Origin of the sequence: Pseudomonas monachiensis, assembly GCF_047345015.1 — a bacterium.
GTDB classification, from domain to species: Bacteria; Pseudomonadota; Gammaproteobacteria; order Pseudomonadales; family Pseudomonadaceae; genus Aquipseudomonas; species Aquipseudomonas monachiensis.
In genome coordinates, this window is the sequence record NZ_CP178857.1 from 461865 (window position 1) to 474340 (window position 12476).

The 12476-nt window shown below is 60.7% G+C and carries 13 protein-coding genes; 5 read left to right on the forward strand and 8 right to left on the reverse strand.

Annotation, left to right across the window (positions count from 1 at the left end; all coding sequences use genetic code 11):
* The first annotated feature begins 5 nt into the window (after positions 1-5).
* A complete protein-coding gene (gene serB, locus ACMDB8_RS01985; protein ID WP_056725491.1) occupies positions 6-1220 on the forward strand; it encodes a phosphoserine phosphatase SerB in 1215 nt (404 codons plus the stop codon).
* Between the two features lie 119 nt (positions 1221-1339).
* On the opposite strand, the gene asd is transcribed toward serB, so the two are convergent.
* From asd to ACMDB8_RS02000, 3 genes are read right to left on the reverse strand one after another with little or no spacing between them, the layout of a single operon-like run.
* Positions 1340-2200, reverse strand: coding sequence for an archaetidylserine decarboxylase (gene asd, locus ACMDB8_RS01990; protein ID WP_056725489.1), 861 nt, complete (start codon positions 2198-2200; stop codon positions 1340-1342).
* Between the two features lie 18 nt (positions 2201-2218).
* Entirely contained in the window at positions 2219-3034 is an 816-nt protein-coding gene (locus ACMDB8_RS01995; RefSeq protein ID WP_056725488.1) for a rhodanese-like domain-containing protein, read from the reverse strand.
* A 41-nt stretch (positions 3035-3075) separates the two neighbouring features.
* Positions 3076-4614 (reverse strand): HDOD domain-containing protein, encoded by a 1539-nt coding sequence (locus ACMDB8_RS02000; RefSeq protein WP_223541734.1) that lies wholly within the window; start codon positions 4612-4614, stop codon positions 3076-3078.
* 167 nt (positions 4615-4781) lie between these two features.
* On the opposite strand from ACMDB8_RS02000, the gene motA reads away from it, so the two are divergent.
* A complete protein-coding gene (motA, locus tag ACMDB8_RS02005) occupies positions 4782-5633 on the forward strand; it encodes a flagellar motor stator protein MotA (RefSeq protein WP_015093220.1) in 852 nt (283 codons plus the stop codon).
* A 161-nt stretch (positions 5634-5794) separates the two neighbouring features.
* Positions 5795-6841, forward strand: coding sequence for a flagellar motor protein MotB (gene motB, locus ACMDB8_RS02010; RefSeq protein ID WP_056725483.1), 1047 nt, complete (start codon positions 5795-5797; stop codon positions 6839-6841).
* 51 nt (positions 6842-6892) lie between these two features.
* Here motB and ACMDB8_RS02015 read toward each other — a convergent pair whose 3' ends face one another.
* The 4 genes from ACMDB8_RS02015 to rsgA form a co-directional block, all read right to left on the reverse strand.
* On the reverse strand, positions 6893-7384 hold the full coding sequence (locus ACMDB8_RS02015) for a toll/interleukin-1 receptor domain-containing protein (protein WP_056725481.1): 492 nt from the start codon (positions 7382-7384) through the stop codon (positions 6893-6895).
* Complete coding sequence (locus tag ACMDB8_RS02020) at positions 7384-8343, reverse strand: caspase family protein (RefSeq protein ID WP_409078569.1); 960 nt, start codon at positions 8341-8343, stop codon at positions 7384-7386. The genes ACMDB8_RS02015 and ACMDB8_RS02020 overlap by 1 nt, the downstream gene beginning before the upstream one ends.
* Positions 8344-8345: 2 nt before the next feature.
* Entirely contained in the window at positions 8346-8753 is a 408-nt protein-coding gene (locus tag ACMDB8_RS02025; RefSeq protein WP_056725477.1) for a TIR domain-containing protein, read from the reverse strand.
* A gap of 201 nt (positions 8754-8954) precedes the next feature.
* Positions 8955-9986, reverse strand: coding sequence for a small ribosomal subunit biogenesis GTPase RsgA (gene rsgA / locus ACMDB8_RS02030; RefSeq protein WP_223541730.1), 1032 nt, complete (start codon positions 9984-9986; stop codon positions 8955-8957).
* A 107-nt stretch (positions 9987-10093) separates the two neighbouring features.
* On the opposite strand from rsgA, the gene orn reads away from it, so the two are divergent.
* Together orn and ACMDB8_RS02040 are read left to right on the forward strand one after the other, a co-directional pair.
* Positions 10094-10636, forward strand: coding sequence for an oligoribonuclease (gene orn / locus ACMDB8_RS02035; RefSeq protein ID WP_223541729.1), 543 nt, complete (start codon positions 10094-10096; stop codon positions 10634-10636).
* 160 nt (positions 10637-10796) lie between these two features.
* Positions 10797-11408, forward strand: coding sequence for a trimeric intracellular cation channel family protein (locus tag ACMDB8_RS02040; protein WP_056725470.1), 612 nt, complete (start codon positions 10797-10799; stop codon positions 11406-11408).
* Here the strand turns inward: ACMDB8_RS02040 and queG are convergent.
* Positions 11390-12469 (reverse strand): tRNA epoxyqueuosine(34) reductase QueG, encoded by a 1080-nt coding sequence (queG, locus tag ACMDB8_RS02045; RefSeq protein WP_056725468.1) that lies wholly within the window; start codon positions 12467-12469, stop codon positions 11390-11392. The genes ACMDB8_RS02040 and queG overlap by 19 nt on opposite strands.
* Positions 12470-12476: the final 7 nt, after the last annotated feature.

Sequence of the window (12476 nt, forward strand, 5' to 3'; positions counted from 1 at the left end):
GCGCCTTGCGCGAAATCGTCCTGATAAACATCACGGGAGTCGACCGTCCGGGTCTGACTGCGGCCATTACCGGCGTTCTGGCCCAGGGTGGTGTGAACATTCTCGACATCGGTCAGGCGGTGATCCACGACACCTTGTCGTTCGGTATCCTGGTTGAAATTCCCGACACCGAACAAGGCAGGTCCGTGCTCAAGGACATCCTGTTCAAGGGCTATGAGCTCGATCAACAGGTGCGTTTCACGCCGGTGTCCGAAGAGGATTACCAGCAGTGGGTCGGCAACCAGGGCAAAAAACGCCACATCGTGACCCTGTTGACCCGCAAGGTGACGGCCGGGCAGTTGCAGGCCGTGAGTTCGATCACCGCCAAATATGGCCTGAACATCGACCACATCGATCGTCTGTCCGGGCGCATGCCGCTGGACACGCCGGCCGACAAGGGCAAGGGCTGCATCGAGTTTTCCGTGCGTGGCGAAGCGGCTGATCCGCAGGCGCTGCGTGCCGAATTCCTCAGCGTTGCCCAGGAACTGAATGTCGATATTGCCTTCCAGGAAGATTCGCTGTTCCGTCGCAACCGTCGCCTGGCTGTGTTCGACATGGATTCAACGCTCATCGAAGCCGAAGTGATCGATGAACTGGCCAAGGCTGCAGGCGTCGGCGACAAAGTGTCGGAAATCACCGAGCGGGCGATGGCCGGCGAACTGGATTTTCGCGCCAGCTTCAAGGAACGCCTGGCCTTGCTCAAGGGGCTGGACGTCAATGTGCTGGACTCCATCGGCGCCTCGCTGCGCCTGACCGAAGGTGCTGAAACCCTGTTCGCCGAACTCAAGCGCCTGGGCTACAAGACCGCGATTCTGTCAGGTGGCTTCACCTACTTCGCCAAGCAATTGCAGGCCAGGCTGGGTATCGACTACGTGTTCGCCAACGAACTGGAAGTGGTCGACGGCAAAGTCACCGGCGTGGCGGTCGAGCCGATTGTCGATGCGCAGCGCAAGGCGGATTTGCTGAAGGAACTGGCACACAAGGAAGGCTTGCGCCTGGAGCAGACCATTGCGGTAGGCGATGGTGCCAACGATCTGCCGATGCTGGCGATTGCCGGGTTGGGTGTGGCATTCCGCGCCAAGCCGCTGGTCAAGCAGTCGGCGAAGCAGGCGATTTCCACCCTCGGGCTGGATGGCGTGTTGTATCTGCTGGGCTTCCGCGATCGCGACGGCCAGCTCTAGGCACCACAAATAAATGTGGGAGCGAGCTTGCTCGCGATAGCGGTGTATCAGTCAACGAAGATGTCGACTGACACTATGCAATCGCGAGCAAGCTCGCTCCCACATTAGATCTCTACAGATCAGGCCTTTGGCAGGCCCATGCCCTGGCCCATCTGCACCGCAGTACCGGCGGTCATTTCTTCAGCCCACTTCACCTGATCCGGCCCGAACAGCACGACAGCGGTCGAACCCAGTTTGAAGCGTCCCAGCTCCGCACCTTTTTCCAGGTGGATCGGCGCGCGCGCGGCTTCGTCGTAGCGGAAGGTTTTCAGCTCGCGCTTCGGCGGCGTGACCAGGCCGGCCCACACCGTTTCAATCGACGCCACGATCATCGCGCCCACCAGCACCACGGCCATAGGCCCGCGCTCGGTGTCGAAAATGCACGCCACGCGCTCGTTGCGGGCGAACAGTTCCGGAACGTTTTCAGCGGTGGTCTGGTTGACCGAGAACAGACGGCCCGGGATGTAGACCATCTCGCGCAGGGTGCCGGCCAGCGGCATGTGCACGCGGTGGTAGTCCTTCGGCGACAGGTAGATGGTCGCGAAGTCACCACCCATGAACGGCGCAGCATTTGCCGCATCGCCACCCAACAGTTCCAGCACGCTGAAGCTGTGGCCCTTGGCCTGGAACACGCGGCCGTGCTCGATCGGGCCGAGCTGGCTGATCGCACCGTCGGCGGGGCTGAGGATCGCGCCAGGGGTTTCGTCCAATGGACGGGCACCGTCTTTCAATGCACGGGTGAAGAACGCGTTGAAGTGCTCGTAGGCGGTCAGGTCTTCGACCAGCGCCTGGGACATGTCCACCTGATAACGCTTGGCGAACCAGGCGGTAAAGGCATTCTTGAACCAGCGAACGCGGCATTCGGCGATGCAGCCGGCCAGTCGCGAGAGCAGGTTGTGGGGCAGCAGGTACTGGCCGAGGAGAAACAGACGCTTGTTCATTAACGGTCCTTAAAAATCTTAAATTTCTACCGGGGTATCGGGATGGTTGCCCCATTCGCCCCAGGAGCCGGCGTAGCCTTTGACCCGCGGATAACCGAGGGATTTGGCCACCAGATAGGTGAAGCCAGAACGATGGTGAGTCTGGCAGTGGGTAATCACTTCTTTGTCTTTGCTGATCCCGAGTTGTTCGAGGATCTGCGGCATGTCGGTGCGGATGCGCAACTGGCGTGCCCGATCCATGCCCGCGGTCCATTCGAAATTGACCGCGCCGGGAATGTGCCCGCCCTTGGCTGCCAGGACTTTCTCGCCGGAGTACTCCTGCGGCCCGCGTGCATCCCAGATTGCCAGGTCGGCGGCGCCGAGACGGCTTTGCAGGTATTCGCGGGTGGCGGTGGGTTCGTCGTGCAAGGTCAGTGAAACCGGTCCGCCCACCGGTGGCGGGATCTGGATCGACATGGGCAAGCCTTCCGCCAGCCAGGCCGTCAGGCCGCCGTCGATATAGTGGTACTTGCTGTGGCCGATGACATCCAGCAGCCAGATGAAGCGCCCGGCCCAACCGCCGCCTTCGTCGTCATACACCACGTAGATCGCGTCGGGGTTGTGTCCCAGTTCACCAAACAGCGCTTCGAGTGCTGCCTGCGGGGGCATCAGCCCCGGGGCGGGGGCCTGGCCGAGCTGTGTGCGTTTCGGGTCGACAAAGCGTGCGCCGGGAATGTGCCCTTCGGCGTAGCGGGCGGGACTGGTCAAGTCCACCAGAATCAGTTCGCGGGCGTCGAGGCGAGGGAGCAAGTCGCTCGGCTCGATCACCAGCGGCAAGCCAGAGAAGTCAGACATGTGAGGTCTCCAGAGCACAAAAGGGAGGATTGTAACGCAGCTTATTGGCCACGGTGGCTAAAGCTGTGCAGGGCTTTTTCGATGCACTGCGCGGTTTTGCCGAAGGCCTGTACGGAAATTTCCGAAAACGGCCCGCCGCCTTGATCCGCCACGATGATCATGATCACCCGGCCATTGTTGACCAGCGAGCGCAGCAGCAAGTGTTCACCATTGAACTGCGAACGCAGGCTGTTGGGCAGCAGGGCCGAGAATTGCGCGTTGTTGGTTGGCGTCAGTCGCACCTGGGCCTGTTGCGCGAGCAGGCGTTGCAACACGTTGCTCTGGCTGACCACGAAATTCAACCCGGCAGCCTCCTTCGGCAGGCCGGCCGTTTGGTGCACGCGCAGATTGGCGTGGGTGCGGTCGGCCATCAGGATCATCACCCGGCGCATGCCGCAGGCCACGAGGGCGTCCCGGGCGGCGATGGTCAAGTGCATGGCATTGGTGAAACGACTCGGCTCGACCAGCAGTTCGGCGCATTGCTTGCGCCACTTCGCCAGGTCTTCGGCGGTGGGTGCCGCTGCCGGCAGCAAGCCTGCGTGGACACGGTTCATGCCCCACGGCCAGATCAGCGACTCGGCGGGGTGCCAGAGGTCGGGCATGGCGTGTTGGCGTGCGCTGTTGGCGGCTTGCTGGTGCAGTTGTTGCTGCAGCTCGTCCATCGGCATTTGCAGGTAAAGGCTGGTCAGGTACTGCCAGCGCTCACTGTGGGGGCTGTCCCAGGCGTGTTGCGCCGACAGCGCCAGCCCGTTGGCCAGCAGCACGGTGTTGGCCGGTTGATTGAGCCAGCGGCGCAGGGTCGGATCGTCATCGAGGCGGTTCTGCTGGCGCAGTGGATGCTCGCTGTCACGGGCAATACGCAGGACCTTCACCAGTTCCCGCTGCTCGGTGAGCAGCAGTCGATAGCCTTGCTGCACCCAGATCGGCAGGTGCCAGACCTCCACCAGTGCCTGGCCAATCTCCAGCAGGCGTACGCCAAACAGTTGCTGTTCGACTTTGCGTGCCGATTCACCTTTATGGATGACCCGCAGCTCCCAGTCTTCGAGCAGTTTCGGATGGGTCAGCGCCAGCGGCCACAGGGGCGAAAGAAACAGCAGGCTGCCCCAGTGGATGTCCTGCCACAGGCGCGCCAGGCGACTGGCAAAAAAGCCGTTGGCCTGTTGCGTGGCGTGCTGGCTGATCATCTGCAACTGACGCAGGGCTTTGGGAATCTCGGACTGGGGTTCGGCGGGCAGGCGCGCGAGCAGTTCTTCGGTGCGTTTCAGGCCGAGGCGATTGATCGCAACTTCAAGGTTTTCCGCAGGCTCGGTCATGCCGCCGTGGGTATGCCGGTTGGCTTCGCGAATCACGCTCAAGGCCAGGGCCGGGCTGCCTTGCATGAGGTCGGCGATATCGCGCAACGAGCTGCGATTGTCGCGGATGGCCTTGCAGACCCGGTCGTGGCTGGCTTGCGGAACCGGCAGGCGCACGCCATCGAGAAGCTTGACCCAGCCTTCGAGAGTGGTCGGTTTCGGGGTTGGGGCGTTCGTTTCGTTAACCATGGTGGGAGGCGATCATCGTCAACAGTACCTGTGCCCGCAAGGGGTCAAATTAGCTTTTCGCCTGAACTGGCTATAGTCTGGCGCAGTTTTGCCGATAAGTAGAAGAAGAGATTTTTTAACTTCCGAATATGACCTTGAACCCGACTCAGTAAGTGCTCTCCTAACCTATGGCTAAAATTATCGGCATCATCGTCGTATTCGCGAGCGTGCTCGGCGGATACGTGCTTTCCCACGGCAAGATTGCCGCCCTGATCCAGCCTTTCGAGGTCATGATCATCGGCGGCGCGGCCCTCGGCGCCTTCTTGCAGGCCAACCCCGGCTATATGACGATGCACGTGCTCAAGAAGTCCCTGAGCATGTTCAGTTCGCGTTTCAACCACGCCTTCTACCTGGAAGTGCTGGGCCTGATCTACGAGATCCTCAACAAGAGCCGCCGCGAAGGCATGATGGCCATCGAAGGCGACATCGAAGATGCCGCCGCGAGCCCGATCTTCGCCAAGTACCCGACGGTGCTGAAGGACGAGCGCATGACCGCGTTCATCTGCGATTACCTGCGCATCATGTCCTCCGGCAACATGGCTCCCCACGAGCTGGAAGGCTTGTTCGACATGGAGCTGTTCAGCCTCAAGGAAGACCTTGAGCATCCATCCCACGCCGTCAACGGCATCGCCGATGCCATGCCTGGTTTCGGTATCGTCGCGGCGGTACTGGGGATCGTGGTGACCATGGCTTCGTTGGGTGAGGGCGACCAGAAGTCCATCGGCCTGCACGTCGGTGCGGCACTGGTGGGTACCTTCTTCGGTATTCTCGCCGCCTACGGCTTCTTCGGCCCGCTGGCCCATTCTCTGGCCCACGATGCCAAGGAAGAGCTGAACGTCTACGAAGCCATCAAGGCCTCGCTGGTGGCTTCGGCTTCCGGCATGCCGCCATCGCTGGCCGTGGAGTTCGGGCGCAAGGTCCTGTACCCGGCGCACCGTCCAAGCTTCGCCGAGCTGGAACAAGCGGTTCGCGGTCGTTAGTGCTTTGTTTCGCAAATACGCTCCTTTTTGGCGAGTGACTGTTGTTGCCAGACAAGGCGCCGCGACGAGTCATAGCCCGCTATGGCGAGGAGCGGCAACGCAGTATGGCGACAACAGGCACCGTCAAAAAGGAACAGTATTTGTGAGACAGAGCACTCTCCATGGAAAATAACCAGCCGATAATCATCAAGCGCGTCAAGCGCATCGCCGGCGGGCATCACGGGGGCGCGTGGAAAATCGCCTTCGCCGACTTCGCCACGGCGATGATGGCGTTCTTCCTGGTGTTGTGGCTGCTGTCCACCGCCACGCCGGAACAGAAGATTGCCATCGCCGGTTACTTCAAGGACCCGATCGGCTTTTCCGAAAGCGGCACGCCCTACATCATCGATCTGGGCGGCACACCGACCCTGGCGCCGGAAAACACCCTCAACCCGGAGGTGAAGTCCCAGCCACAACCGGACAAGGTCACCATCGATACCGATCAGGTCGAAGGCATGGCCGAGCAGGTCGAAAAAGAGCGCCTCGAACTGTTGCTGCAAGAATTGCAGAACAAGGTCGAAGAAAACCCGCAGATGCAGAAGTTCAAGGACCAGATCCTGTTCGAGATCACTCAGGACGGCCTGCGCATCCAGATCATGGACGCGGAAAACCGCCCGATGTTCGACTCAGGCTCAGCTCGCTTGAAGCCGTATTTCGAAGACATCCTGCTGGCCATGGCCGACACCATCAAGGCGGTGCCGAACAAGATCAGCATCAGCGGCCACACCGATGCCAAGCCATACACCGGCACCGGTGATTTCGGTAACTGGGAGCTTTCGGCCAATCGTGCCAACGCCGCACGGCGTGCGCTAGTGGCGGGCAGCTATCCGGATGCTCAGGTGGCACGGGTGGTCGGCTATGCCTCGTCGGCCCTGTTCGATCGCGAGCATCCGTTCAACCCGGTGAACCGCCGTATCGACATCGTCGTACTGACGAAAAAAGCCCAGCGTGCGATCGAAGGCTCGCAAGGCGCGGAGCCTGCTCCTGATGCACCGCAAGGTTCGGCCGCTCCGGGAGCTGCACCGGCTGAGCCGGTCGACCCGAACGCGTTGCCGGCGGACAAGGAACCGCTGCCGGCTCATGAACTGCGTGAGCGTCTGAACCTGTTTGATGGCCCGGCGCCGAAACCGGGCGAGCCAGCCAAACCGGCTGAACCGCCCAAACAGTGACCGATAAAAAAGCCGACAGCGATGTCGGCTTTTTTGTCGGCGTTTTCTACGTTAAAAGCCGCGGATGACTCGGGACTTGAGGTCGGCGTGAAAGCGATCCGCATTGGATTTGTTGACGCTGCGCACCGACTCGCTACCGGTCACCGAATCCAGTGACATCGAACGCTTGAGCGTCGACTCGTTGCGATAGGCATCGATAAAGAAGTCGATGTCCCGGTCGCTGATCAGCTTCGGCCATTTATCTAGGTACAGCGGCAGCTCGGTCGGGCCGGTCTTGAACGAGCAGATACGCCGATTAGTGATCGTCGCCTCACCGATTTCGAACGGCACCCACCAGGACAGCGCGGTTTTCTCCGATACCACTGCCAGCAGGTGCGTGCATTCGCTGATGTTGCGGGTGATCACCCCGGTGATGTCGTCGGTGGTCTGGGATTCGGCATCCAGCACGTCGAGGTAGGTCTTGATGTTGGCCTGGATCAGGCGTGTGTTGATGTGAACCGCGTGGGCGCGGTCCATGTGGCGGTAGCTGATAAACACTGGCATCAGAAATGTCCCTTGATCGCGAGTTCGCGGTAATAGGCGCCGAGGGCGGTGAGGCGGCAGCCGGTGGCGTGGATGGCGGCGTAGTACATGTGTTCGGCGTCCACCGGTTCGACCAGGCTGTGGCGGTTGCACTTTTGCAGTTGGGCGAAGACCTCGCCCTGTTCCGGGTTGAACTCGGGTTCGGTGGGCTCAAAGCTGGGGGCGAGGGGGTACACCGACTCCGCTTCGGCAAACCATTCGGGGAGTTTGCGCAGGATCTCCTTGGGGATCAGCGGCGACACTTCGCGCAGGGAGATGAACTGCGACACGTTGGTCTTGAACACCGGACGCTGTTCCCAGGCATCGAGGGCGTTGTCGACAAACGAATAAAGGCTGCCGGGGGTGATCTTGCCCAGGATGTTCGCTGCGCCACCGTGCAGGGCCTGGAGCAACAATCCGGTGAACACACCGTGCTGCACGCCCTCCATCGCCGGTTCTTCCTTTTTGCAGGCGGTCAGGATGGTCATGCCTTCGCCGACCACGCTGCCCTCACTGCGCAGGGCGCGCAGTTCGCCGGCCGAACCGCTCTGGCAACAGTCGAGAATGATCACTTTGTTCTTGATCTTCGTGGCCTTGCTCGCCCAGTTGAGAATGTCGCTGAGGCGAATCCCGTCCTTGGCACTCTTGTAATCCTGCGGGATCAACATGCCTTCGTCGGTGTCAGTGTCGAAGCTGCCGTGGCCGGCGAAATACAGCAGCGCGACATTGCAGTCCCCGGCAAACAGCTCACGGATCTGGTCTTCGAGTTTTTCCCGACTCAGATAGTCCTCGGCGGAGGTCAGTACGATGTTCTTGAAGTTCGGATCGCCATTGGCGTCGGTCTTGAGCACGGAGGCCATGGCCATGGCGTCATTGCTGCAGCCGCTCAGGCGTGACACATGGGTGTAGTCGTTGATGCCGATAAACAGTCCCTTGCGCATGGTTACACCGCCGTATGCTGGCGGATCGCATCGATGATGCTGTTGGTGTTCCACGCACATTCGGCATGTGCCGCGTCACGTACCACCGTGGAAATGCGCTCGGCACCGAACGGCTTGATCGCAATGATCACCTTGCCCATGCGCTTGGCGATCTCGATTTCCTTGTTGATCCACTTGCTGTAGGTGGAATACATCCCGGCCATGATCAATACCGCCGAACACGGGCGGATCTTGTTTTCGATGGCCTCCTCAAGTTGTTTGTCGGTTTTCGCGCCGACAATCGGGTTGTCCGGCGGTACCGAAAAATTCTTGTACGTGAAACCGGGCTTGGCGTTGAGCAGGCGCACGAGATTGTCGTGGGCGTCGGAGTAGTTCCACGAGTGGCTGATGAACAGGTGGTAGGTTTGCATGGGTGTCCCTCGGAGTCGCTGGAGTGCGAAGAGGGTTTGAACTTAGGCGAATGCAGCGCGGCCACAAGGTGTCGGCGCGGAAAGAGAAATGCCCTACAAGCGAGGGTGCGTACGTCTTACAGAAAGGTCTGATGTTTAAGAGGGGGGGGAAGATCCAGCCGTCGGCCGCCCCGCTGAAGGCAGGGCGGTCGGCACGTCTGTTTAGTAGCCGTTTTCCGGCAGGCTGGCGATGATCGAGCGGTAGCTGTTCATCCGTTGCTGCTGCACGCGGCCGTCTTCCAGGGCCTTGAGCAGGGCGCAACCCGGTTCGCGGTCATGCTTGCAGTCACGGAAGCGGCAGGTGCCGAGGAGGTCGTTGAACTCGATGAAGCCGGCTTCGACGTCGGCACGGCTGACGTGGCCCAGACCGAATTCGCGGATACCCGGGGAGTCGATCAACTCACCGCCGCCGGGGAAGTGGAACAACCGCGCGGTGGTGGTGGTGTGGGTACCCTGGCCAGACAGCTCGGACAACGGACCGACGCGGGTTTCGACTTCCGGCAGCAGGCTGTTGACCAGCGATGACTTGCCGACACCGGACTGGCCGACGAACACGCTGATGCGTCCGTCCAGCTGCGTCTGCAACTGCTCCATACCGTTGCCGTGGTGCGCCGACACTTCCAGCACCGGATAGCCCAGGGTGCGGTATACGGCGAGCAAGGCGTTCAGTGCAGGAGCGTTGTTTTCGTCGATCAGGTCGAATTTGTTCAGCAGCAACAGTGGCTTGATGCCTGCATGTTCGGCCGCCACCAGGTAACGGTCGATCAGGTTGGCATGGGGCTCGGGCAGCGGTGCAAACACGATGACGATCATGTCGACGTTGGCCGCAACCGGCTTGAGCTGACCACGGCTGTCAGGACGACACAGTTCGGTGTTGCGCGGCAGTTGCGCCACGATCACGCCGATGCCCTGGTTGCCGGCACGCCAGACCACCTGATCGCCGGTCACCAGCGCCGGCAGGTTGGCGCGCAGGTGGCAACGGAACACTTGGCCGGCCAGTTCGCCATCACGGGCCTCGACTTCGACCTGCACACCGAAGTGCGCGATCACCAGACCGTGCTGTTCCGGGCCCAGATCGCCGCCCTCAAGCGCCTCGACGGCCGAGGACTCGCGTTTGGCGGCGCGGGCAGCGCGTTCGCCCTGAATCTTTTCGATGCGCCAGTTTTGACGACGATTGAGTTGGCGTTTGGCCATGGGTGTTCCGTATCAAGAATGCAGCGATTAGGTAAAACGGCCGCGAGTTTAGCACGCCCGGCCACCGGCCTAGGCTAAACTGCGCAGCATTGCCTAGGAGCCGACACATGCAAAACCCACAGAACCTGATCTGGATCGACCTGGAGATGACCGGTCTGAACCCTGACACGGACGTCATCATCGAAATGGCCACCATCGTCACCGACAGTGACCTGAACACCCTGGCCGAAGGCCCGGTGATCGCCATTCACCACAGCGACGAAATCCTCGCTGGCATGGACGAGTGGAATACTCGTCAGCACGGCGGTTCCGGGCTGACCCAGCGGGTTCGCGACAGCCGCGTCAGCATGGCCGAAGCCGAAGCCGAAACCATCGCCTTCCTGGAGAAGTGGGTGCCGAAGGGCAAGTCGCCGATCTGCGGCAACAGCATCTGCCAGGACCGTCGCTTTCTTTATACCCACATGAAATCTCTGGAAAGCTATTTCCACTACCGCAACCTCGACGTTTCCACGCTCAAAGAACTGGCTGCGCGCTGGGCACCGGATGTGCGTGACAGCTTCAAGAAGGGCAGCACCCACCTGGCGCTGGACGACATCCGCGAATCGATCGCCGAGTTGCAGCACTACCGCAAGCATTTCATCAAGTTCTGATACGGCCCACGGTCCTTATGTAGGAGCTGCCGCAGGCTGCGATCTTTTGATCTTGAACACCAAAGTCAAAAGATCGCAGCCTGCGGCAGCTCCTACAGGGGGGGGTTGTAGGCTTTGGTGAAGTGAGTAGACTGCGCGCCTTTTTGCAAGGATCGCCACCATGCTGCTGATGCTCTATCTGATCGCCATCACCACCGAAGCCATGACCGGCGCCCTCTCTGCCGGCCGTCGCGGCATGGACTGGTTCGGTGTGGTGCTGATCGCTTGCGTCACGGCGTTGGGGGGCGGTTCGGTACGTGATGTGCTGCTCGGGCACTATCCGCTGACCTGGGTCAAACACCCGGAATACCTGGTGCTGACCACGGCTGCCGCCATGATCACGGTGTTCACGGCGCGCTGGATGCGCCATCTGCGTTCACTTTTCCTGGTGCTCGATGCCATGGGGCTCGTAGCCTTCACCCTGATCGGCTGCATCACCGCCCTGGAAATGGGCCATGGCATGTTGGTCGCCTCCGTCAGTGGCGTGATCACCGGCGTTTTCGGCGGTATCCTGCGGGACATTTTCTGCAACGATATTCCGCTGATCTTCCGGCGTGAGCTCTATGCCAGCGTTTCGTTTGCGGCGGCGTGGTGTTACATGCTGTGTATCTACCTGCAATTACCCGATGGGCAATCGATTCTGATCACCTTGTTCGGCGGTTTTCTGCTGCGCTTGCTGGCGATTCGTTTTCATTGGGAAATGCCGAAGTTCGTCTACAACGACGAAGCCTGACGTTCAGCGTGTTGCCGCAATGCCCACTCGACATGCTCACGCACCAGTTCCGAAGGGTGCTCCCGACGAGCCTTAAGCGCCTCCAGCACCGGAATCGTTGAAGGCGCATTCCCCAGCCCCACCGCCAGGTTGCGCAACCAGTTTTCGTAACCGGTCCGGCGTAGCGGCGAGCCTTCGGTGCTGCTCAGGAATTTGTCCTCATCCCACATGAACAGTTCCGCCAGTCCGGCATTGTCCAGATTGTGCCGCGGCTTGAAGTCGCCTTCACCGGACGGGCGGGCGAAGCGGTTCCACGGACAGACGATCTGACAGTCATCGCAACCGAACACCCGGTTGCCGATCAACGGTCGCAAATCTTCAGGGATCGCGCCTTTGAGTTCGATGGTCAGGTAGGAAATGCAGCGTCGGGCATCCAGCACATAGGGGCCGACGAAGGCGTTGGTCGGACAGATGTCGAGGCAGGCGCTGCACCGCCCGCAATGTTCGGTGGCGTGGGGCGGGTCGACTGGTAGTGGCAGGTCGACGAACAGCTCAGCGAGGAAAAAGTAACTGCCGGCCTTGCGATTCAAGACCAGGGTGTTTTTGCCGATCCATCCAAGACCCGCCTGTTCGGCGATGGCTTTTTCCAGCACCGGGGCACTGTCAACAAAAGCGCGGAAGCCAAATGGTCCAATCTCGGCCTGAATCTTTTCTGCCAGTTGCTGAACGCGTTTGCGGATCAGCTTGTGGTAATCGCGACCCAGGGCATAACGGGAGACGTAGGCTTTTTCCGGTTGGGCGAGCATTTTTGCCATCTGCGTGTCGCCGGACAGGTAGTCCATGCGCAGGGATACCACGCGCAACGTACCCGGCACCAGCTCTTCGGGGTGCGAGCGTTTGCTGCCGTGGGCGTCCATATAGTCCATTTCGCCGTGGTAGCCAGCTTCGAGCCAGCGTTCCAGGTGCTGCTCATGCTCGGCCAGGTCGAGGCCGCTGATGCCGACTTGCTGAAAGCCAAGCTCACGGCCCCAGTCCTTGATGGATTGGGCGAGGGCGGGCAGGTCTGTGGTAATAGCGGGCATGAGACGA